The organism is Amycolatopsis azurea DSM 43854, from assembly GCF_001995215.1.
Classification (GTDB): domain Bacteria; phylum Actinomycetota; class Actinomycetes; order Mycobacteriales; family Pseudonocardiaceae; genus Amycolatopsis; species Amycolatopsis azurea.
Window position 1 is genome coordinate 473380 of record NZ_MUXN01000002.1, and the last position, 21714, is coordinate 495093.

Consider the following 21714-nt stretch of genomic DNA (forward strand, 5'->3'; position numbering starts at 1 on the left):
CCCCTGCCGCACCGGCGGCGACCCAGGCCCATACGGCCGTCGCGGGGTCGGTCGTGGTGAGCACGGCGCGGGCGATCTCGGCGGCGGCGACATAGGGCAGCAAGCCGGCCACCGCGCCGAGCGCGGCCAGCGCCGCCGCCGCGAGCAGCCGCCCGCGGACCGGGCGCAGCAGGCGCGCCGCGGCTCCGGTCGTTCCCCGCGGTGGTGGCGACGGTGGTGGTGAGGGCGGGTTCGACGCCGGTGCGGGCACGGTTTCTTCGACTGTGGTCACGGTTTTCCTTTGATCAAGCGGCGACGACGTGGAGCGCGGTCGCATGCGGGTGGTGGTGACGGGCCCACCGGGTCGCCGCGACCGTGCCGAGCAAGGTCAGCGCCGCACCGGCGAGGATCAGGGGTGGATAGCCGGCCTGGCCGGCGAGAGCCGGGCCGCTCGCGTTGGCGACGAGGCGGACGACGCCGACCACGGCCAGTTGGACGGCCAGGTCGGTGGCCGCGGTCGCGGGCCGGGCCAGATCCATGGCACAGCTGTAGATCGTGCTGAGCGCGGCCGCGTTGGCGGCCCACAACAGGATCACGGCGAGCGTGGTCACGGTCGCGCCGAAGCCGTTCCCGGCATGGCCGGTGGCCACGGGGAGAAGGAACAGCAGCAGAAGTGCCTGAACGAAGCCGAACGTCCGTAGCGCTCGACGGCGGCTGACTCGCCGCAGCAGCATTCCTGTACCGAGTGCGGCCAGCGCGGACGCCAGCCCGCCGAGCGTGCCCTGGACGATCGCGATCCGCGAGGTCGACCATCGCGCGTCCACGAGCATCGCCGGTACCAGCGCCTCGGCGGAGTACACGCCGAGGAGGTACAGGGGAACCACGGCGAGCATCCACCGTGCGATGCCTGGCCGTCGGACGAGCGACAGGAGCGCACGCGAGGCCGGTCCGGACGCCGACGGCCCGGGCGGTTCGCGGAACCTCAGGAGAAAGACGAGGGGGAGGGCCGTCACGGCGGCCAGCACACCCAGCGCGGCTTCCCAGCCCACATGCGCGTAGAGCAGCAGCGTGCCGCTGGAGCCGAGAATGATGCTGAGGCTGATCGCGGCGATCTGCAGACCGCTGCCGGTACCGCGTTCCTCGGGGGTGAGCAGGCGGACCGCGAGCCCGTTGGTCGCGACGTCGTGAGCGCCGGCGACGATCAGCATCACGACCATGACCCCGAGTACGAGCGGCAGGTCGCCGACAGGGTCAAGGGGCAGCAGGCACAGCAGCGCGAGCACCATCAGCGCCTGGGTGAGAAGGAGCCAGCCGCGGTAGTGGCCGAAGCGCCGGACGCTCCAGCGGTCCACCACCGGGCCGAGCAGGAACTTTCCGGCCCAGGCGAAACCGGCCAGGTTGACCAGCGCCAGTTGCTCCAGCGAGGCACCCCGTTGACGCAGGATCACGACCAGCGCGAGGAAGAAGAACGAGAAGCCGATGTCCTGCACCAGATAGCACGAAGAGAGCAACGCCACCCTGCGCAGCCTGCCCCGGTTTTCGCAAACGCTTTTCATTAAGGCCAGCTTCGCAGCTCAAGTCAGCTTGAGGTCAAGCGATGAGCGGTTCGCGATCTTCACTCGTTCGGACCCAGCGTGTTGAACTCATGTCGACTTGAGGTGTCACGCTCGGAGAGCGAATTCGTGCTGACCGTGACCACGGAGCAGCGCCAGGCGACGGCAGGGGTGAGAGTCATGTGCGGCATCGCCGGATGGGTCGACTGGCAGCGCGACCTGAGCAACGAACGCCGGGTGCTGGAAGGCATGACCGAGACGCTCGCGCCGCGAGGTCCGGACGGCGCCGGGATCTGGTTGTCCGAGCGCGCGGCTTTCGGGCATCGGCGGCTCGCCGTCGTCGACCTGGCGGGGGGAGCCCAGCCGATGGTCGCGAGCCGGCACGAGACGGAGTCGCCGGTCGTCACTTTCAACGGCGAGATCTACAACTTCCGTGAACTGCGAACGGAACTGGCGGGCCGAGGGCATGAGTTCCACACCCGGTCCGACACCGAGGTGCTGCTGCGGGCCTACCTGGAGTGGGGCCCGCGCTGTGTGGACCGGTTCACCGGCATGTTCGCCTTCGGTATCTGGGACCCCCATCAGCGGAGTCTGCTCCTGGCAAGGGACCGGCTGGGCGTGAAGCCGCTCTTCTATCTGCCCTACGACGGCGGCGTGGTGTTCGGTTCTGAACTGAAGACCCTGTTGGCGCATCCTCTCGTTCGGCCCCGTGTGCGGGCGGAGGGGCTGGCCGAGATGCTCTGCTTCACGCACACACCGGGGGCGGGTGTGTTCGAGGACGTTCGTGCCGTCCGCGCGGGCCATCAGGTCCTGGTGTCCGGTGCGGGGTGCACCGAAACCCCGTACTGGAGGCTGGAAAGCAGGCCGCACGAAGACGACCTTCCCGCCACTGTCCACAAAGTACGGTCACTTCTCGGAGAGGCTGTCGAGCAGCAACTGGTGGCCGATGTCGAGGTCGGCACGCTGCTGTCCGGTGGGCTCGACTCGAGCACGGTCACGGCGCTGGCGGCCGGTGCGAAGAGCCGCGCCGGCACCTTGATCACCTGTTCGGTCGACTTTCAGGGGGCGGACGAGTACTTCCGGCCGAACACGGTCCGGCCCGAGCGGGACGCCGAGTTCGCAAGGCAGGTCTCCGAGCACGTCGGCTCCCGGCATCTGGAGGTCGTGCTCACCCCGGAGGACGTGAGCCTGGCACGGTCGGAGGCCTTGCAGGCACGGGACTTGCCCGGCTTCGGCGACATCAACGCCGCGCAGTGCCTGATGTTCCGTGAGTTGAAGAAGCACGTCACAGTCGCTCTCTCCGGTGAGTCCGCGGACGAGTCGTTCGGCGGGTATCAATGGTTCACCCCGGCAGGTGGGCTCGACGCGCCCGCGTTTCCCTGGACAGGCAACGTTCCGGCGATCGAATCCGTGCTGGCCCCGGAGTTGCGGAAGCGCTTGCGCATGCGCGAGTACGTCGCGGACCGCTATGCCGACGCGCTCGCCGAGGTCCCGGCCGTCGAGGGTGAATCCGCGGCGGACGCGTCGATCCGGCGGATGTTCCATCTCAACATCACGCGGTGGCTCGGGGTGCTGCTGAACTTCACCGACCGGATGAGCATGCGCGAGGGACTCGAAGTGCGCGTCCCGTTCTGCGATCACCGGCTCGTCGAATATCTGTGGAACACACCGTGGGCGATGAAGACCGCGGGTGGCCGGGTCAAGGGCCTGCTCACCGACGCGGCCGCCGATCTGTTGCCCGAAGCCGTGCTGAAGCGGAAGAAGACGTCGTTCCCGGTCGATCCGCATCCCGGTTACGAAAGGCTGTTGCGCGGACAGCTGCGCGACGAGCTCGCCGATCCCGGCTCCCGGCTCGCGCCGTTGCTCGACCCCGTGGCGACGGTCGGGCTCCTGGAGCGGTCACGACCCGCGACGGGCGTGTGGCGGCAGGTCGACACGATCTCTTTCTGGCTCCAGACGGCCGAGTGGATGCGAAGCCACCAAGTGACAGTTGACGTCTAGGAGCTTCTTTCACGTCGAGCTGTGGACAGGAACACCGCGGACATGTTGGGCTGAGACCTGACCGAACCTGACCTGGTCGGTTGTTTTCTGCCCTGCGATGTCGAGGAGCGGCGCCCTGAGCCTGTCGGAGTACCTCCGGGAGAACTGGATCGACGTCGTGAACGACGCGATCCTGCACGTGGATCTCACCCTGGCGGCGATGGCACTGGCCGTACTGGTCGGAATGACGATCGGCCTGCTCACCTACCGGCGGCGCTGGCTCGGCGCGATGGCGACCACGACGACGGCGGCGTTCCTGACCATCCCGTCGATCGCGCTGCTGGGCATCCTGATCGGCCCGTTCGGGCTGGGGCTGACGAACGTCCTGTTCGCACTGGTGCTCTACGCGCTTCTGCCGATCACGCGCAACACGATCGTCGGGCTGCGTGGCGTCGATCCGGCCGTGGTGGACGCGGCGCGGGGGATGGGGCTCGGCCGCGTCCGGCTGCTGTTCCGCGTGCGCCTGCCGCTCGCCTGGCCGGTGATCCTTTCCGGCATCCGGGTCTCGACGCAGATCACGATCGGTATCGCGGCCATCGGCGCGTACGTCAAGGGCCCCGGCCTCGGCAACGAGATCTTCGACGGGCTCGGCCGGTTCGGCTCGGTCAACTCGCTGAACCAGGTGCTCACCGGAACGCTCGGGATCATGGTGCTGGCGCTGCTGTTCGACCTGGCCTTCGTGGTGGTCGGCAAGCTGACCACCCGGCGACGTCCCCTTGTCCGCGTGACGGCGGCTCCGGCGGCGCCGGGGATGACCGCCGGACTGGGCGGTGAGACGATCGAGCTGCGGGACGTCAGCAAGCACTACCCCGGGCGAGCGGTACCGGCTGTCGAAAGCTTGACGATGCGAATCCCCGCGGGCGAGATCGTCGTGCTGACCGGTCCGTCGGGGTGCGGCAAGACGACGACCATGCGGATGATCAACCGGCTCGTCGAGCCCACCGCGGGCGTCGTCACCATCGGCGGCACCGACGTGGCGGCGCTCGACCTGGACGAACACCGGCGCAACACCGGCTACGTCATCCAGCAGATCGGGCTCTTCCCGCACCTGCGGGTGGACGCCAACATCGGCGTCGTGCCGCGGGTGCTCGGCTGGACTCGACGGCGCGTCGCCGACCGCGTGCGCGAGTTGCTCGACGTCGTCGGCCTGACCCGCGAGCACGGCAACCGGTACCCGCGTGAGCTTTCCGGCGGTCAGCAGCAGCGCGTCGGTGTGGCGCGGGCGATGGCCGCGGACCCTCCGGTCATGCTGATGGACGAGCCGTTCGGCTCCACCGACCCGATCACTCGCGCCCGGCTGCAGGACGAATTCCTCCGCCTGCAACGGGAAGTGCGCAAGACGATCGTGTTCGTCACGCACGACTTCGACGAGGCGCTGAAGGTCGGCGACCGGATCGCCGTGCTGCGGCCGCGGTCGGTGATCGCTCAGTACGACACGCCCCAGGCGATCCTCGCCGCACCGGCGGACGACTACGTCGCGAGCTTCGTCGGCTCGAAGCGGAACCTGAAGCGGCTCGCGCTGATCCGGGTGGGTGACCTGAGCCTCCCGCCGACGGCCGAGGCGGACGGCCTGCCGCCGGTCCGGCCCGACGCCACCCTGCGGGACGTGCTGGACGTGATGGTGCGCACCGGCAGCACCGCGGTCGTGGTCACCGAGGACGGCACCGCGCGGCCGCTGGGGGTGTGCGACGTGCCCGGCCTCGTCGCGGCGCTCAGGTCTCCTGACGAGGCTGCCGCGCCCGCGATCCCGGCCGCGGAGGAGACGCCTGGACCGGGTTCGGACACCACGATGCCCGCGCGGCCTCGTCGGCGTCGGCTCGGGCTGCTGGTGCGCCCGGTTCTGCTGGCCCTTGCCTTGCTGACGCTCTTCATGATCGTGCGTGCGCACCCGCTCGACTCGATCGAACAGCGTTTTCTCAACCCCGGCGAGATCTTCACCGAACTGGGCGCGCACCTGCGGCTCACCCTGATCTCGACGGTGTGCACCATCGCCATCGCCCTCCCGCTCGGCATCCTGCTCACCCGCGCCGGCGCCCGCTGGGCCCGGCCCGTCGGCCTGGGGCTGGGCAACCTCGGCCAGGCGATCCCGTCGATCGGGCTCGTCGTGCTGCTCGCGCTCTGGATCGGCACGGGCACCGCGACGGCGGTGACGGCGCTCGTCGTCTACGCGGCGTTGCCGGTGCTGCGCAACACGATCGTCGGGCTCGACGGTGTCGACCCGACCCTCGTCGACGCCGCGCGCGGGATGGGCATGGGCAAGACCGCCATCCTGTGGCGGATCGAACTGCCGCTGGCCGTCCCGGTGATCCTCGCCGGGATCCGGACCGCGCTGGTGCTCACCGTCGCGAGCGCGACACTGGCGACGTTCATCGACGGCGGCGGTCTCGGCGGCGGGCTTGTCGCCGGGATCGGACTGGACCGCCCGATCCTGAGCCTGACCTTCGGCATCATCGTCGCCGCACTGGCGCTCTTCGTCGACTGGCTGGGGCTGGTCGCCGAGGAGGTCCTGCACCCGCGCGGCATGTAGCTCGACCGACTGCAAGGAGATCAACTCATGCGGATGCTCCAGCGCACGACCGCCGCCGTGCTCACGCTCGTCGTGGCGGCGACGCTCGCGGCCGGCTGCACGATCGGCAAGGACGAGACCGGCGCCCAGGTGGGCGCGGGGTCCATCAAGAAGATCGACGCGCTGAACGGCGCCCAGATCCGCGTCAGCTCCAAGGAGTTCGACGAGCAGCTGCTGCTCGGCCAGATCGCCCTCGTCGCGCTGCAAGCGGCCGGGGCGAGCCCGCAGGACAAGACCAACATCACCGGCTCGAGCAACGTCCGCCAGGCGCTCACCAGCGGCGCTGTCGACCTGTACTGGGAATACACCGGCACCGCCTGGATCAGCTACCTCAACCAGACGAAACCGATCAGCGATCCGCAGGCGCAGTACGAAGCGGTCAAACAGACCGACATCGCCAACGGCGTCACCTGGTGGGCACGCTCGCCTGCCAACGACACCTACGCCCTCGCCGGCAACCCGGCGACACTGGCCCGGACCGGCGTCAAGACACTGTCCGACTACGCGGCCCTGGTGAAGCGGGACCCGGCCGCGGCCTCGACCTGTATGGGCCCGGAGTTCAAGAGCCGGGACGACGGGTTCCCCGGCCTGGCGAAGACCTACGGGTTCACCCTGCCCGACCCGCAGGTGCACCTGCTCAACGACGCCGTCGTCTATCCGAGCATCGGCAAGGGCGACCCCTGCGGCTTCGGCTCCGTCGCCTCCACCGACGGACGCGTGGCCGCGCAGAACCTCACCGTGCTCGACGACGACAAGCACTTCTTCCCGACGTACAACCCCGCGATCACGATCGCCACTCCGCTCGCCCAGAAATACCCGCAGCTGGAGCAGGTCTTCACGCCGATCGCCGCGAAGCTCGACACCGCGACGCTCACGGACCTGAACAAGAAGGTCAGCGTCGACGGCCAGAAGCCCGCCACGGTCGCCCGCGACTGGCTCAAGTCGGCGGGCTTCATCAGCTGAACCATCAGCGGGGGCCGGACGGAGTCGAGCTGTGCGCTTCAAGATCAATTCGAGCTACGCGGCATCGGGTTCAGGACAGTGGCAACCCCGCTTCCAGCGGTGTTCCGGTGGCTTGCCGCGGGTGCAGAGAGATCTCGCTGCCCAGGAAAAGGTCCGTATGGGCGTCGCCGGAGCGGAGGAGTCAGGTGGCGGATTCCCGCCGGTGATGAGCCTGATCGCCCAGTGACAGCGCGCGACGTGGGCGACCGTCTTCGGCGGCAGCCCGATCTCTCGGTGGAAACTGGCGGTCAGGTGCTGCCGGCTCACGCCCGCCCGGTCGGCCAGGTCGGTGATTCTGACGTCGCCTCTCGATCCGGTCATGCTCCGCCAACTGCCTTCCAGCGCCTTCGACAGATTCGGACCGTCCAGGATCCTGCCTGCCAGCCAGCCATCGATCGAGAATCCGGAACCGGTGGGCGACGTCGTCCGCCTCCCAAAGCTGTTCCGTGAGCCGGCGGGCATCGGCGCCGATATGCCAAATAGAAGTTGACCCAGCGGGTCAGTCTCTTGTCCGGTCGCCGGGTCTGCCATGCCTGGCCGACGGCCGCGAGCCTTTTCTGTTCTTGCACCACGGTTTCCCCGGTCGCCGCCGATGTCGAAGGACGAACTCCACCAGAACCGCAGCATGGCACGACGTCGATCTCCGGGCGAGGTTCCGAGCCGACCACGACCCGAAAAGACGCCCGGCCCGACTTTCGTGGGCGCCGCGGTTCGGAGCCGGTTGCCGGAATGCTCACCGCTGGAGGAAAACGAAGTCCCGGGGTCTTCCAAACCTGAATCGCCCGGTGATCACCCGATAGGCCGAGCGATCTCACTCTTGATGCACCTGACATTTTTCCTATCCACGCCTTGTTGTCCGCCGGTAGCTTCCCTCCGGCCGCGCGATGCGGTCCGCCGAAATGCCGAAAGGAACACCATGCTCACGAAGAAAGTCATGCGTGCGCTCGTCGCAGCAGGTGTCGTGTTGTCACTGCCCGCGCTCGCCGTGTCCGCCGCGGCGTCACCGGAAGCCGGTGTCCCGCGGTCGTCCGCGGCCGTACAGGGGATCGGAGTTCGGGTGACTCCGCGTATCACTACTGCGATGTACTCTGGTCCTGGACTGAGTACTCCCACGGTGGGGAGAGCGCGGCAGGGCGACAATGTGGCTGCCGTGTGCAGACTGCAGGACAACAACGGCAAGTGGATGGTGCTGGGCATCGACCGCCCCGGCGAGAACGGTGCCCAGTGGGCCAACACGGCAGGCTACATTTGGGACCTCGACATCATCGAACCCACCTATGGTCTTGATTTGTGCACGGATCGGTTGACCGTGCAACCTTCGAGAGACACCGCCCTGTACTCCGGCCCCGGTCTGAGCACCCCGCAAATCGGCAAAGCGTGGGCGAACGAGGACGTCGCCGCACTGTGCAAGATCAACGACAACAACGGCTGGCGCCTGGTGCTGGGCGTTCATCTCGCCGGTCGTAACGGGGTTCAGTGGGCCCGTACGGCAGGTTACCTCTGGGATGCGGATATCCGTGACAGCACCAGCTATTTGGCTGATTGCGGGGTGCAGTAGCGGGCCATCGCCGAGTCACCGCCCGCCCGACGTTTGGCGGGCGGTAAGCGGGGTGCGCACGGACGTGACCGGCTACCGGTACGCCGCCACGATCGACCTGCCCGCCGACGAACTGTTCGCTTGATCTGGGAGCACCTCGAGCTCGGAGGAAGAGTTACGGGCGAGAACAGACGACCTGGTGCGGGAACGCTCGCATAGTGCCTCGCTGTCAGCTGCGTTCAAAGCGGTGGACAGGCGTTCGGGCGAGGCTGCCGTCGACCGGTCAGCAGGACGAACTGCTCCGGATCATGCCCGCCAGGGTGTGAGTGCCACTTCGGTGGCGGTGCGCATGGCTGTCCGCAGCGCGGCAGGGTCGGCTGCGTCGGCCGTGTCGAAGAGCGCCTGGAGGGCGCCGGTGACCGCGCCGACGAACGCGCCGGTGAGCGCTCCCGCGCGGACCAGATCGAGCTGATCCGGGAAGGCGTCGGCGAGGTGCTTCGCGATTTCGCGCTGGGCGTCGAGCTGGAGCTGCAACGCGCGGCCGCGGACGGCCGGCACGGTTTGGATCATGCGTAGCCGCAACGCGGACAGGGGGCTGACGAGGTCGTCGCTGGTGTCGCTCACCTCGCCCAGGGCCCGCAAGAGCACGTCGGCCGGACCTTCGGTCGGTTCCCGAGTGGCGATGGCCTCGATGGCCGCCTGGATGCGCGCGTCGGCTTCCGGGAACAGCAGTTCTTCCTTGCTGGCGAAGTAGCTGAAGAACGTCCGCGCCCCGATCTCGGCCGCCGCGGCGATGTCGGCGACCGTCGTCTCGTCGTAGCCCTTGCGCTCGAACAACTCCGTCGCCGCATCGATCAGCGCCTGGCGCGTCCGGGCCCTCTTGCGCTCACGGAGAGACATGCCGAGCAGCATACGGCGCGTGGCAGCGACTGCAAAACGGCAGTGACTGCAAATCTGCACTCACTGCTGATATCGTGGTGTGTCATGACGGACGTTCTGATCTGCGGGGCGGGGATCGCCGGGTCGACGCTGGCGTACTGGTTGGCGCACAACGGATTCACGGTGACCGTCGTGGAGAGGGCACCGGGTGTCCGCTCGGGTGGCAACCCCGTGGATGTCCGCGGTCCGGCGCTGCCGGTCGTCGAGGCGATGGGCGTCGAGGCCCGGTTGTGCGACGCGGCCACGAGAGCCAAGCGGGTGCGGCTGCTCGACAAGCATGGCCGTGCGGTCGCCACCCTCGGCCTTCCCGCGGCCAAGGGACACGAGTTCGAGATCCCCCGATCCGATCTGGCCACGGTCTTGTACGAGACGGCGTGCAAGGACGCCGACTTCCTGTTCGACGACACCATCACCGGTCTGAGCCAGGACCAGCACGGTGTCGACGTGACTTTCGCCCGCGCCGTGTCACGTCGGTTCGATCTCGTGATCGGAGCGGACGGCGTGCACTCCGCGGTCCGACGGCTCGTCTTCGGTCCCGAGCACGATTTCGTCCGCCCCACCGGCATCTATGTGGCTACGATGTCGTTCGGCGAAGCGGTCGACCACCCCGAAGACGTACTCCTCTACAACACGCCGGGCAGGCTGGCCGCCCTCCATCCGTCCCGCGACGAAGGCGGGGTCGCGTTCATCTTCCGCGCCACGCCCGACGACATCGACATCCGCGACACCGCACACCACAAGCGGATCGTCACCGAGGCGTATGACGGCCTCGGGTGGCGCGTCCCCGAACTGCTGGCCCGGCTGCGGAACGCCGACGAAGTCTTTTTCGACGCGGTCAGCGTGGTCGACCTCCCGTCATGGTCACGAGGACGGATCGTGCTGCTCGGCGACGCCGCGTCGTGCGTTTCCCTGCTCGGCGAAGGCTCCAGCCTCGCGATAGCCGGTGCGTACACACTCGCTGGCGCACTCGCGGAAGCGGCTATCGGAGGCATTCGCCGGTACGAGACCGCGCACCGCGCCCATGTCGCGACCCAGCGGCGCCCGATGAAACTCGTCGCGGCCATGCTGGTGCCGAAAACCAGACAGGGCCTGATGGTCCGCAACCTCGCCGCCCGCCTGTGGCCCCAAAGTCCATGACCTGGCGTCATTGGACGGTTCTCGACGAAATCGGATCAAGAGAACCGGCGTCTTGGTGGGTCGAGTCGATTCGCCTTGTCGTGCAGGTATCGCTGTTCGATGTGGTTGTCGGTGAGGGCGGCCGCCTCTCGGTACAGCTTGGCCGCGTTGGTGGTGTCGCCGGTCAGCTGGAGCAGATGGGCGCGGACGGCGCGTACTCGTTGGTGTGTCAGCGGGTTCTGAGCCAGGTGGTGGCGTTGGTCGAGGTCGTCGAGCAGCGCGAGACCTCGCGCGGGTCCGTATGCCCGGGCCACTGCCACGACCCGACTGAGCTGGACCGGCGCTGTGGGGGTGAGCCGCTCGAGCCACAGATAGAGCGCCGCGATCTGCGGCCAGTCGGTCTCGCTCGGCGTCCCGGCGGCGGCGTGGACGGCCGCGATCGCGGCCTGCAACTGGTAAGGGCCGATCTCGCGTCGCTCCCAGACCCCGTCGATCAGGGCGGTGCCCTCGCGGATGAGGTCGGCGTCCCAGCCTGTGCGGTCCTGCTCCTCCAGCGGCACCAGCCTGCCGTCGGCGCCGGTGCGTGCCGCGTGCCGGGACTCGGTGAGCAGCATCAGCGCCAGCAGACCGGTCACCTCGGCGGTCGCCGCGTCCTCTGTGGACAGTGAGGCGCGCAGCATCCTGGCGAGCCGGATCGCCTCGTGGGTCAGGTCGACGCGGGTCAGCTCGGCACCGGCCGAGGTCGTGTAGCCCTCGTTGAAGATCAGGTACAGCACCTGCGTGACCGAGGCCATCCGGTCGGCCCGGTCGGCGTCGGTCGGTGGTGTGAAGCGGGCGCCCGCGCGGACAAGCTGTTGTTTCGCACGGCTGATGCGCGTGCCCATGGTCGTCTCAGTGGTGCCGTACGCGTGGGCGATCTCGGCGGTCGTCAAACCGCCCACCGCACGCAGCGTGAGCGCGACCTGGGACGTGGCGGACAGCGCGGGATGACAGCAAAGCAGCAACAGGGTGAGGCTGTCGTCCGTGCCCGGTGCGGGACCGGCCTGGCGGGCGGGTTCGTGCATGGCCAGTTCGGCCGCGCCTTCCTCCCGTTCACGTCTGCGCCGCGCCTGGTCGGAACGGAGTAGGTCGACCATCTTCCGGTAGCCGATGCGGATCAGCCAGCCGCGCGGGTTCTCCGGCACCCCGTCGGCAGGCCACACCCGGCTCGCGGCGAGCAGCGCCTCCTGCACCGCGTCCTCGGCGATGTCGAACTGGCCGAAGCGGCGCACCAGCGCGCCGAGCACCTGGGGCGCCTCGGTGCGCAGCAGGTGCTCGACATCGGCGGTGAGGGTCATGTGCCGAGGTCTGCGCCGAAGTCCTCGCCCATGATCGGGCGGATCTCGATCGGCTCACCCAGCGCGTCGACGATGCGCGCGACGATCTCGACCGCGCGCTCGTGGCTCGCGACGTCGATCACCGCGTAGCTCGCCAGGACTTCCTTGAGCTCGGCGAACGGCCCGTCCGTCGCCACCACGCCGTCCGGTGTCTTGCGGACCGTGGTGCTGACCGCGGGGTGACCGAGTCCCTCACTGACGACGAACTCGCCGGTCTCGACCAGTTCCTGTTCGAACTTCTGGTACGCGGCGAACGCGGCCAGCGCTTCCTCCGAGGGAGTCTGTGCGGTGGCGGCGTCCCACGCGGCTGCCGGCGTGTAGTTGAGCAGCAGGTACTTCACGTTGGTCCTCTTCCTCGATCGAGCTGGGGCAACGGTACGTCGATCAGCGGTCGGTTCGCAGCGACAGGGCCACGACGGTCGTCCACGCGAACGCCACCACGCCGTTCACCGCGATCTGGATGCTCATGAACTCCGGCGTCATCGGCACCAGCAGCACGAGCGCCGCCGCCCCGCTCAGCACCGCGGGCCTCACCCGCCGCGCACGGGCGTGCCGGACGGCCAGTACGATCGCGGCGAGCGCCAGCGCGGTGAACGCGACCGCGGCCGCCGCCGAGTGCACGATGCTGTGCCACGACATCTCGGCCACCGGCGCATCCGGTGTGCCGACAGGGAAGCCGTTCTCCGAGTCCGCGGTGAACAGACCGGCGACGACCAGCCCGGCACCGAAGATCCCCGTACAGACCGGCGCCGCCCTCCTCCCGACCCCGTCGGTGAGCGTGTGCCGGATACCGGCGGCCAGCGCGAGCACACCCAGGCCCGCGACGACGAACGTCACGACCTGGAGCCACCCGAGGCTGCCTGTGGACAGCTGGCTGAGCGGGTGCCGGGTGATGTCGAAGCCCTCCCGGGTGAGCATCTGGATGATCGACGAGGTGAAGAAGATCGGCCCGGCGAACGTGCCCGCGAGCAGCAGGCGTTCGGATGGGCGGCGAACGGGGTTGACGGCGGCGGTGACCATGACTCCTCCTTGGTGTGCTCGCCGCAACCACGTCGCCGGTTCGCGTGCCTTGACGTATGTCGGCCGTGATGTGAGTCACACGAAGGACGTGTCGATGTGACCGTGGCGCCTCCGAGGTACCGGTGCACAACGACCGACTCCAGGAGGACGACATGACCGAGACGACTACCCAGCCGAGCGCCGAACTGCGGACACTGGACCGCCTCGTCGGCACGTGGACGGTGACCGGCGGCGCGGAGGGGACAGTGCGGTACGAGTGGATGCCTGGCCGGTTCTTCCTGCTCCAGCACGTCGAGCTCACCCAGTTCGGGGAGCCGGCCACAGGTCTGGAAGTGATCGGCAACCTGCGCCCGTTCGGCGAACCCGCCGGCGCGGATGTCGTGTCCCGGTTCTACGACTCGACGGGCAATACCCTCGACTACGTCTACGAGCTGGCCGATGACACCCTGACGATCTGGGGCGGTGCGAAGGGCAGCCCGGCCTACTACCGAGGCACGTTCAGCTCCGACGGCACGACGGTCGACGGGGAGTGGGTCTACCCCGGCGGTGGCGGCTACCCGTCCACGATGACCCGGAGCTGAGCCCGGCTCCGACCGGCTGGGGAACGGAATTGTTCGAGCCGGTTGAAGCAGCGTTCGACGACGTTGCGGTGCTCGTAGACGTCAGCGTCGAAAGCCGGTGGTCGCCCGCCGCGGGAGCCTTTGTCCCGCGGTGGGCGATCTGGTGTGCCGCGTGCGGTGGCTTGGCGACTCCTGCGGTAATCCTCGACACTCCATCGGCGAAGTGCCCGTGGCCTTGATCCAACCGCCTGCGCACGCTCATGCCGAGGAGCGCACCCTTGGTGTGACTGGAGTCCGGTCGTACGGCCGGTCGGTTCGCGCTGGATGTCGGGTGGCCGATACCGGGTCGAGCAAGCTGTTACTGAGACAGTCCCATGGTGTCGGCCCACTGTGTAACGGCTTGGTGGTAGTCAGGTGCGTTGGGTGCGTAGTTGATCGAATGGCCGTAGCCGGGTAGTACGTAGGTCCGCAGTCGTGCGGCCGCGGAGTAGTACGGCGCCTCGGACTGGAGCAGACCGGCCGAGGAGGTGCAGTCGGTCGCGAGCGGGCCACAGAGGCCGCTGTCTCCGCCGCCGAGCACGACCAGCACCGGCACTGTGATCAGCCTGGTGTAAGGGAGAACGGTGGCGAGGGCGGCGGCGTCGAGCAGTTCGCCGGGGGCGACGACGTCCTTGGTGGCCTCGTCGTAGGCGGTCATCTCGAGGACGTCGGGCCCGGGTGCGTGGAATGCCGCGTATCGGGTGCCTGGCTGGGTGGTCAGGTAGGTGGGGTCGAGCCCCAGCTGCGACATCACCGGGTCGAGCGCGACGGGGATGAACGAGCCGAGGATGATCAGCGCGCCGGGGGGATTGATGTGGTGTGCCAGCCCGGTGATCAGCACGCCGTCCACATCGTGGTAGGTGCCTGCTTCAAGCACGGTGATGGCGGAGCCGAGCGAGTGTCCGCCGAGAATCACCTTGTCGAACCGCGAGCCGACGTCGCCGTGCCGGATCGCCTGGATCACCTGGTGTACCACGTCGGCTTCAGTGAACGCGGTCAGCAGTGCGCTGGGCGGTTTGGAGCTGGCGCCGGTGCCGAGCCGGTCGATGGCAAGGGTTGCGTAGCCTGCCTTGTTCATCGCGAGCCGGAACGAATGGGTTTCCGGGGTGGGCGCGGGGTCCCAGTAGACGCTGTTGTAAGTGGCGCCGGGGACCAGCACCTGAACAGTTCGCGCGCCTTGCGGTGGTTCGCACAGTCTGCCGTGCACGATCTGGGGGAGCAGCCCGGCCAGCCGCACCGGGATGGTCACGTCCTGGCAGGACGCCGTATCGGCCTGAGCCTGCGCGGGCGTCAGCAGTGACCCGGCCAGCAGGATGGCGAACGTCACCGCGCCGGCACGGCGCAGAGGATGGCGCTTCACTCTGCCATGACGCCAATGCATGAAACGAACCTCCACTGAATAGTGTGTTTGACGATTATGGGAAGCGCGGGACGACTGTCATCGGCAGCCGGCTCGGGTACGCGGTGGTCGTGTACTTCACCCGGACCGGCATGCCCGGGACGGGAACCAGGCGCCATTTCGCGGCGATCGTGGCCACGACGATCGCGATCTCGGTCATGGCGAAGGAATTCCCGATGCATTGGTGGGCGCCGGCGCTGAACGGTATATAGGCCCCGCGGGGCAGCTCCTTGGCTCGCTTGCTCGCCCAGCGGTCCGGGTCGAAACGACCGGGGTGGTCGTGGAACCTCGGATCGAAATGCATGGCGTGCGGGCTGATGATCACCTCGGTGCCCGGTGGCAGGCGCACACCGCCGAGGTCGACTTCCGTGGTGACCCGGCGCATGAGAATCCACAGTGGATACATCCGCAGGACCTCGTTGACGACCTGCCGCGTGTAGACCAGCCGTGGCACGTCCTCGGCGGTGGCCTGCCGCCCGCCGAGCACCTCGTCGATCTCGTTGTGAAGCTTCTGCTCGACCTCGGGGTGCCGGGCGATTTCGTGGAACAGCCAGGACAGCGCCAGCGCACTCGTCTCGATCCCCGCGGTGAGCAGGGTGATGACCTCGTCGCGCACCTGCTCGTCGGTCATCCCCTCGCCAGTGTCGGCGTCCCTGGCCAGCAGCAGCATGGACAGCAGGTCGCTCCGGTCGACCTGCTCGGCACGCCAGTTGTCGATGAGCTTCTCCACGATCGTGCGCATGCGGTCGACGGCCCCGTCGAACCGCCGGTTGGCCGGAATCGGGAGCTTCTCCACGAACGCGGGCGAGAGCACCCGGATCATGCCGTACTTGAGGATGACCGGGATCGACCTGCGGGCCTCCTCGATCGCGGCCTTGCCCAGTTCGGTGGAGAACAGCGCCTCGCCGACGATGGCGACCGCGAGTGCCTGCATGTCGTGGTCCACCTTGCGTACCTCGCCCGGCTCCCATGGTCTGACCAGTTCGGCGGCCGCTCTCGCCATGATCCGGGCGTACCCCGCGATGGTGGCGTGGTGGAAAGCAGGTTGCATCAACCGGCGCTGCCGCAGGTGAAGAACTCCGTCGGAGAGAGCGAGCCCGTTGCCGACGAACGGGCGGAACTTCTCGAACATCGCGCCCTTGCGGAAATTACTCCCGTCGGCGACGAGCACCTGGTGCGTCAGTTCCGGACTGGTCAGGAAATACGTTTCCAGCGGGCCGAGGTAGACCCGAACCACGTCGCCGTGCGCGTACAACGACGACGTGAATCCGAAGCGACGCCGCAACATCGCCGGAGTGTGTCCGATCAACGGCCATCGACTGGGCGCAACCGGTACAAGCATCCCGGACTCCATCGCCGACGCGGAAGGGAACAGAACACGTTAGCGCCATTCGGCGGCAGCCCACAGCGCTCGATCGGGTGACTACGCAGCCGTGACCCGACCACCATGCCGGACTGAGTAAGCTCGACGGCTCTGCAAGGAAAAGCGATGGGATCGGGGTGTTGGCACTGAAGCGACTACCAGACTGGGTCCCACCGGGCACCGACGACACGGTACCCAGTGCCGCCCGGATCTACGACTACATGCTGGGCGGCGGCCACAACTTCGCCGTCGACCGCGAGGCCGCCACGCAGGCCGAGCAAGTCGTGCCTTACGCGCGGGGAGTGGCGAGACTCAACCGCGCGTTCCTCCGACGGGCTGTCCGATTCATGATCGACCAAGGCGTCCGCCAGTTCCTCGATATCGGTTCGGGCGTGCCGACCGTCGGCAACGTGCACGAAATCGCGCAGGACGCCGACCCGGAATGCCGGGTGGTGTATGTGGACCACGATCCCGTCGCGGTCGCGCACAGCCAACTGATCCTCGCCGGCAACGACCGAACCACCGTGCTCAAGGCCGACGCCCGTGACCCCTCACGGATCCTCGGCGATCCTCAGCTGCGTCGGCAGCTTGATCTCGACGAGCCGATCGGCATGCTGTTCCTGTGCATGCTGCACTGGATCCCGGACGAATCCGACCCGGGTGGCCTCATGTGCCACTACATCGACGCGATGGCTTCCGAAAGCTACCTGGCGATCACGCACATCACCGAGGACTACCAGCCCCACCAGGTTCGGGAAGGACTCAGGCTCGCGACAAGGGGCGGCGACCAGGTCACGCCGCGCCCCTACGACGAGGTGCTCTCCTTGTTCGGCGAGCTCGAACTGCTCGAACCCGGCCTGGTCGGGTGCGGCACCTGGCGCCCCGCCGGGCCCGGCGACATCGCCGAGGACCCGACGCTGAACCAGTTCCTCTACGCCGGAATGGCACGCAAACCCTGAAGCGGGACGCCGGAGTGGCCCGCGCCCGCTCCGGCTTCCGCCGAGGCCACTGTCCATTAAGGACGCTGAGGCTCACCGGCCTCGAAGCGGGCCGGCCCGTCCGCCGCCGATGAGGGATCCGATGTCGGTCACTGGTCCCTTGTCGCCGGTGAACAGCGGGCCCATTCCCAGCTCGACTCCCGCTCGCCGCCACCACCGTGCCTGCGCGCCGGTTTCGAGATCACCGGCGAGCACGGTGATCCCGGCCTGACGAACCAGCGCGATCATGTTCCTCGCCCCGGCGAGGGCGATCGAGTCCTCATCGATGGCATGCCACACGAGACGAGAGTCGAGGCGTACGGCGTGTACCGGGAGGTCCTCGAGCAACGCCAGCTCGCCTGGCGTCACGCCGAAGTCGAGCAGTACCACTCCGATCCCCAGGTCGGCGAGAGCGCGCGCGTCATCGACGATCTCGTGCCCGGCTACGAGCAGTGCCCCGGCCGGCAGGCCGAGCCACAACCGGTCGGGAGTCGGCGCGGCACTGTCGAGAATTCCTTGGATCGTCCCGGCCAGCCGAGGATCGGCCATCTGGTTCGGTGTCAGTGGTACCAGCAGCGGCATGTCCGCGCCGCCGCCCGCGGCCTTGTCCGTCCAGCCACGCTTGACCAGCCACGTGCCGAGCGTGCCGATCAGCGCGGTGCGCTCGGCGAGTTCGAGGTATCGGTCCCTGAGCAGCAGTCCCAGCTCCGGATGTTCCCACCTCAGTTGCGCCTCGGCCCCGACGATCTCGCCGTCGGCCAGACGTACCACCGGCTCGTAGCCGATGCCCAGCTCGCCGTTCTCCCAAGCGCCGGGCATGGCGGCCACCAGGCCGATGGCCTCCCTGGCTTGGACGTCCCATACCGGGTCGTACCGTTCCCACCGGCCGGGGCCCTTGCTCTTGGCCCGCCGCATCGCCAGGTCCGCCGAACGCAACAACTCGGCTGGTTCGACATTGCGGGGAAGGTCTTCGACCACGCCGAAACCCGCCGTCACCGCCAGGCCCTTCTCGTCGATGTAGATCGGCTCCGACAGCGTCTCGTTGATCCGCTCGATCATCGTGAGGACGTCCGGCGTGCTCGCGGAATTCTCGATCAGAATGCCGAACTTGTCGCTCTCGAACCGCGCGACCATCGCGTTCTCGCCCGCCACCACGGACCTGAGCCGGTCCGCGGCGATCCGCAGCAGGCTGTCTCCCGCTTTCCTGCCGAGACCGTCGGTGACCAACGAGAAACCGTCGAGATCCACGTGGTACAGCGTCGCCGGATTCGGCAGGTGCAGCACATGCTCGAGGTGCGTGCTGAAAAACTGCCGGTTCGGCAGACCGGTGAGCATGTCGTGCAACAACTGGTGTCGCAGCTGGTTCTGCAGGAGCGTCAGCTCCGCGTCGTCGGTCACGATCGTGACGTAGCCGTGCGAACCGCGTAAGAGCGAAGCGGTCAGCGTGGCCTGAGACAGGTCGCCGTCCTTGGTGACGAAGCGCGGGCGCGATCGCAGCCGGTCGATCTTGCCGTCCCGGAGATCGCGGTAGCCGTCGCGCAGGACTCGCCGATCCGCCTCGTGTACGAACTCGAACAGGTTGCCGCCCGTGACCTCGCTCGACGCCCGGTCCAGTATCCGGTGCAGGGCGGGATTCGTGCGGACGAGGTGCCCATCGGGCCCGGTGACCGCGATCCCGCTCGGCGAACCGAGGAAGATCTCGTCCAGCTGGGCCTCACTGGCCCGCCACTCACGCTGCGACTCCCGGACCGCGTTGAGCAACGCCTGGTCACTCGTGTCCCGCTGCTCGACGGCCGCGGAACGGATCGCCTCCACGTAACCGGACGCCAGCGCACCGAGCAACCTGGCGACGCGCTCCGGTAACCGATCGGCGGAGCGTGAATCCGGCGGCGCCAGTAACGCGGCGGCGAGCACGTCCACCGTGCACTGCAGGCTCGTCCTGCCGACACAATGCAGCCGAACGAGTTCGGCGCCGACCTCCGCCGCGCTCTCGGTGGCGGGCTGGTCCCCGACCACCGCCGCGAGCAGTCGATCGAGCAGGCCAAGCAACTCTCGTTCGATCTGGTCGTGCGACAAGGGGAGATAAGTGGTGCTACTGACGAGATAGGCCCATTTTCGCGCGACCTTGACGCGCTCCCGCGGCGACGCGAGAGGCTGCGTTCTGGCAGGCCGCTCCTGGCCGCCGGAAGGTAGTGGCCTGGTCATGACGCTCGACCCCTTGATCTCCGTGTCCTCGACCGGCTGCTCGCGCCGATTCGGCTTTTCGTCCGAGGCCGATCAGGGTACGGCAGGCCCGCCATGGGGTGATGCCCTATCGGATCTTCCTGGCGACGCCACCGTCGATATGCGAATTGATTTCGGGATTTTCCGAAATATCGCCTGTTCCGCCAGGGCCTCCACAATGCGCGGCCGACCAGTCCCGGTTCGATCAGCATGAAGTCATCGAACAATATCTCGGCCTCATGGTAGCCGCCCGCAGCGGCTGCTCCTGGCGATGTCTCGGATGCCGGGCATGATCTTCCCGGCTTGCTCCGCGGCGTCCCGATCGACTCGGAAATTGTGCGTGCCCCCGGTGGATAGTCGATTTTCCGGGCGCCATCCGGTCTCGTCGTGCCGATTTCCCGGAGGAACCCCGTCCTGGTTCTTCGTGGCGTCGTCACCGTGTGGCTCGTTCGCCTGGAGGCGAAAAGTCTACTCTCTACGCCGAGTTCGTGGCTGGTCCATCGGTGTGACGGCGCATCAACCGATGGGGTGCTGTTGTCCTGTACCGATGGGCGCCTGTCACGCCTCGGTTTGTTGGGAAAATATTTCCCGACCGGCTCGAAGTTGGTGAATCGCGTTTCCCAAAAGACTCTTCAATGACGTCGAAATCCGCCGATGAGCGTGTGTATCGGCTCCGGCGACGGGCAGGATGTCACGGCGGATTTCCGCGGCCGGCGTTGTGCCGCTGTCCTTTTGTAAGGGCGTCTGCGCCCGGATTGCCTCTATGCTCGCCAGGGAACTGAGGTGCTGTGAGCGTGCCGGACGTGCGATAGCCGGGCTGTATCAGTTGATCAAGGCCAAGTTCGCCGACGATCCTGACGCGTCCGCGGTTCTCGACGCCGCTGAAGGTGCTGCGGAGGATTCCGCGGAGGTGCGCGAGCTTGCTGACACGCTGGAGAAGAAGGCGGCCGCTGACGAGGTGTTCGGCGAGCAGTTGCGGCACACTCGGTCATCGTCAAGGCCTGCTGACGACCGTCGACCGGCTCGCTGCACTGTGGCCACTGCGCACGGCGACCCCGGTTCGCGGAACAGCAGGCCCAGCTCCGTGCGGCTGCTTCACGCGCGACGGTTACGCCGTGGTGGCTGAGCGTAGGTCTGGAGTGCAAGATGACTCGACGTCTCGTGGTTGTGTTCGCGACAGTGGCCGCGATGGCGATGCTGCCGACCGGATGTGGCCTGGTCCCTACCGGCGACAGGGGGAAGAGCTCCACCCCGGCCGCCCAGAAGAGCGAGATGACTTCTGCCGGGCCCGTGGTCGACGCGGTGAAGGCCGCGCTTCCCGAGTTCCTCCAGGTCGAGATAGGCACGAACCAGGACGGACTGACCACAGAAGTCATGGTCGATGCCGAGGTCCCGTTCGGATACGTGGTCACGGGTGAGAAGCTCAAGGCCTTGCTGGTCTCGGTGTGGAATTCGTCCGATCCGAAGCCTGCCTTCGTGAAGTTCAACCCGTGGTCGACCTATGCGGGCCAACGGGGCGCGATCAAGGCGCAGCGTGCCGCCAAAGAGCTCGGCATCGACTGGAGCCCGAGTTTCGAGGTGGGCGTGAACGTGCCCGACTACGAGATCAAGGAACTCGCCGGCAACTGATCACCGGCGGCTCGGTCGTGCAGGGCCGTCGTGCTCGGCCGGGCAAAGGCCGTGTCGCAGTCACGGAGCTCGGGCTGGAGCAACAACGTTTGCCAGGCAAGTGAAACGCAGGGTTCCGTCGGGTATCTGATGTCCGGTGTAGACGGTATCGGAGTTCAGGTCGGCCACTGGAGCGGGATCCGGCCGGTGGTGTCGGGTTGGGACGAAGTCGTCGAAGAACGGTGCGATCAGGTCGAAGGCCTGGATGAGGTTGCTCTTGCCCGCGCCGAACGGATCGAGCTGAAACTGCGGATTCGTGACGGTGAAATGGAAGTCGGTCATCTTGTACGGTACGGAATACGTAGGATATCGCGGCTCGACATCCCGAGTTTGTAGCCCGATTCGGCCGAGGCGCAT

The 21714-nt window shown here is 67.7% G+C and carries 19 protein-coding genes and 1 pseudogene; 9 read left to right on the forward strand and 11 right to left on the reverse strand.

Translation table 11 applies throughout. From position 1 onward, the window contains the following. Both B0293_RS44155 and B0293_RS04385 read right to left on the reverse strand, forming a co-directional pair. A pseudogene (locus B0293_RS44155) lies at positions 1 to 271 on the reverse strand (ABC transporter ATP-binding protein); the annotation flags it as partial. 13 nt (positions 272 to 284) lie between these two features. After that, entirely contained in the window at positions 285 to 1496 is a 1212-nt protein-coding gene (locus B0293_RS04385) for an MFS transporter (protein ID WP_052014639.1), read from the reverse strand. A gap of 165 nt (positions 1497 to 1661) precedes the next feature. Here B0293_RS04385 and asnB point away from each other — a divergent pair, with 165 nt between their 5' ends. From asnB to B0293_RS42920, 5 genes are all read left to right on the forward strand, one after another. After that, positions 1662 to 3533: an asparagine synthase (glutamine-hydrolyzing) gene (gene asnB, locus B0293_RS04390; RefSeq protein WP_143254479.1), complete on the forward strand. Its 1872-nt coding sequence runs from the start codon at positions 1662 to 1664 to the stop codon at positions 3531 to 3533. Between the two features lie 97 nt (positions 3534 to 3630). Beyond that, positions 3631 to 6099 carry an ABC transporter permease subunit gene (locus tag B0293_RS04395; RefSeq protein ID WP_005168233.1) on the forward strand — a complete coding sequence of 823 codons (2469 nt, stop codon included), beginning with the start codon at positions 3631 to 3633 and terminating at the stop codon, positions 6097 to 6099. A 27-nt stretch (positions 6100 to 6126) separates the two neighbouring features. Further along, the gene (locus B0293_RS04400; RefSeq protein ID WP_005168234.1) at positions 6127 to 7101 is read left to right on the forward strand and encodes a glycine betaine ABC transporter substrate-binding protein; all 975 of its coding nucleotides are present in this window, start codon (positions 6127 to 6129) and stop codon (positions 7099 to 7101) included. 31 nt (positions 7102 to 7132) lie between these two features. Beyond that, the gene (locus B0293_RS42915; protein ID WP_005168235.1) at positions 7133 to 7327 is read left to right on the forward strand and encodes a hypothetical protein; all 195 of its coding nucleotides are present in this window, start codon (positions 7133 to 7135) and stop codon (positions 7325 to 7327) included. Between the two features lie 729 nt (positions 7328 to 8056). After that, entirely contained in the window at positions 8057 to 8698 is a 642-nt protein-coding gene (locus B0293_RS42920; protein WP_143254480.1) for a hypothetical protein, read from the forward strand. A 285-nt stretch (positions 8699 to 8983) separates the two neighbouring features. Here B0293_RS42920 and B0293_RS04410 read toward each other — a convergent pair whose 3' ends face one another. Further along, on the reverse strand, positions 8984 to 9577 hold the full coding sequence (locus B0293_RS04410) for a TetR/AcrR family transcriptional regulator (RefSeq protein ID WP_245192193.1): 594 nt from the start codon (positions 9575 to 9577) through the stop codon (positions 8984 to 8986). Positions 9578 to 9661: 84 nt separating this feature from the next. Between B0293_RS04410 and B0293_RS04415 the strand changes: the two genes are divergently transcribed. Continuing rightward, on the forward strand, positions 9662 to 10753 hold the full coding sequence (locus B0293_RS04415) for an FAD-dependent oxidoreductase (protein ID WP_005168239.1): 1092 nt from the start codon (positions 9662 to 9664) through the stop codon (positions 10751 to 10753). A 35-nt stretch (positions 10754 to 10788) separates the two neighbouring features. Here the strand turns inward: B0293_RS04415 and B0293_RS04420 are convergent, their stop codons facing one another. From B0293_RS04420 to B0293_RS04430, 3 genes are read right to left on the reverse strand one after another with little or no spacing between them, the layout of a single operon-like run. Then, positions 10789 to 12069, reverse strand: a complete 1281-nt coding sequence (locus B0293_RS04420; RefSeq protein ID WP_005168241.1) for an RNA polymerase sigma factor — start codon at positions 12067 to 12069, stop codon at positions 10789 to 10791. Beyond that, positions 12066 to 12449, reverse strand: coding sequence for a YciI family protein (locus B0293_RS04425; protein WP_005168242.1), 384 nt, complete (start codon positions 12447 to 12449; stop codon positions 12066 to 12068). The genes B0293_RS04420 and B0293_RS04425 overlap by 4 nt, the downstream gene beginning before the upstream one ends. A 43-nt stretch (positions 12450 to 12492) precedes the next feature. Beyond that, on the reverse strand, positions 12493 to 13128 hold the full coding sequence (locus B0293_RS04430) for a DUF998 domain-containing protein (protein WP_005168243.1): 636 nt from the start codon (positions 13126 to 13128) through the stop codon (positions 12493 to 12495). A 152-nt stretch (positions 13129 to 13280) separates the two neighbouring features. Between B0293_RS04430 and B0293_RS04435 the strand changes: the two genes are divergently transcribed. Next, positions 13281 to 13709 (forward strand): hypothetical protein, encoded by a 429-nt coding sequence (locus B0293_RS04435; RefSeq protein ID WP_039920056.1) that lies wholly within the window; start codon positions 13281 to 13283, stop codon positions 13707 to 13709. 337 nt (positions 13710 to 14046) lie between these two features. Here B0293_RS04435 and B0293_RS04445 read toward each other — a convergent pair whose 3' ends face one another. Together B0293_RS04445 and B0293_RS04450 are read right to left on the reverse strand one after the other, a co-directional pair. Further along, positions 14047 to 15108, reverse strand: coding sequence for an alpha/beta hydrolase (locus B0293_RS04445; protein ID WP_039920049.1), 1062 nt, complete (start codon positions 15106 to 15108; stop codon positions 14047 to 14049). A 34-nt stretch (positions 15109 to 15142) separates the two neighbouring features. Then, positions 15143 to 16468 carry a cytochrome P450 gene (locus B0293_RS04450; protein WP_039920050.1) on the reverse strand — a complete coding sequence of 442 codons (1326 nt, stop codon included), beginning with the start codon at positions 16466 to 16468 and terminating at the stop codon, positions 15143 to 15145. 158 nt (positions 16469 to 16626) lie between these two features. Between B0293_RS04450 and B0293_RS04455 the strand changes: the two genes are divergently transcribed. Then, positions 16627 to 17448, forward strand: coding sequence for an SAM-dependent methyltransferase (locus tag B0293_RS04455; protein WP_005168247.1), 822 nt, complete (start codon positions 16627 to 16629; stop codon positions 17446 to 17448). Between the two features lie 72 nt (positions 17449 to 17520). Here the strand turns inward: B0293_RS04455 and B0293_RS04460 are convergent, their stop codons facing one another. Next, the gene (locus tag B0293_RS04460; protein ID WP_005168248.1) at positions 17521 to 19671 is read right to left on the reverse strand and encodes a putative bifunctional diguanylate cyclase/phosphodiesterase; all 2151 of its coding nucleotides are present in this window, start codon (positions 19669 to 19671) and stop codon (positions 17521 to 17523) included. 709 nt (positions 19672 to 20380) lie between these two features. Beyond that, positions 20381 to 20671, reverse strand: a complete 291-nt coding sequence (locus B0293_RS42925; protein ID WP_143254481.1) for a hypothetical protein — start codon at positions 20669 to 20671, stop codon at positions 20381 to 20383. Between the two features lie 206 nt (positions 20672 to 20877). Here B0293_RS42925 and B0293_RS04465 point away from each other — a divergent pair, with 206 nt between their 5' ends. Continuing rightward, a complete protein-coding gene (locus B0293_RS04465) occupies positions 20878 to 21318 on the forward strand; it encodes a hypothetical protein (RefSeq protein ID WP_245192195.1) in 441 nt (146 codons plus the stop codon). Between the two features lie 60 nt (positions 21319 to 21378). On the opposite strand, the gene B0293_RS04470 is transcribed toward B0293_RS04465, so the two are convergent. Next, on the reverse strand, positions 21379 to 21639 hold the full coding sequence (locus B0293_RS04470) for a hypothetical protein (RefSeq protein ID WP_039920053.1): 261 nt from the start codon (positions 21637 to 21639) through the stop codon (positions 21379 to 21381). Positions 21640 to 21714: the final 75 nt, after the last annotated feature.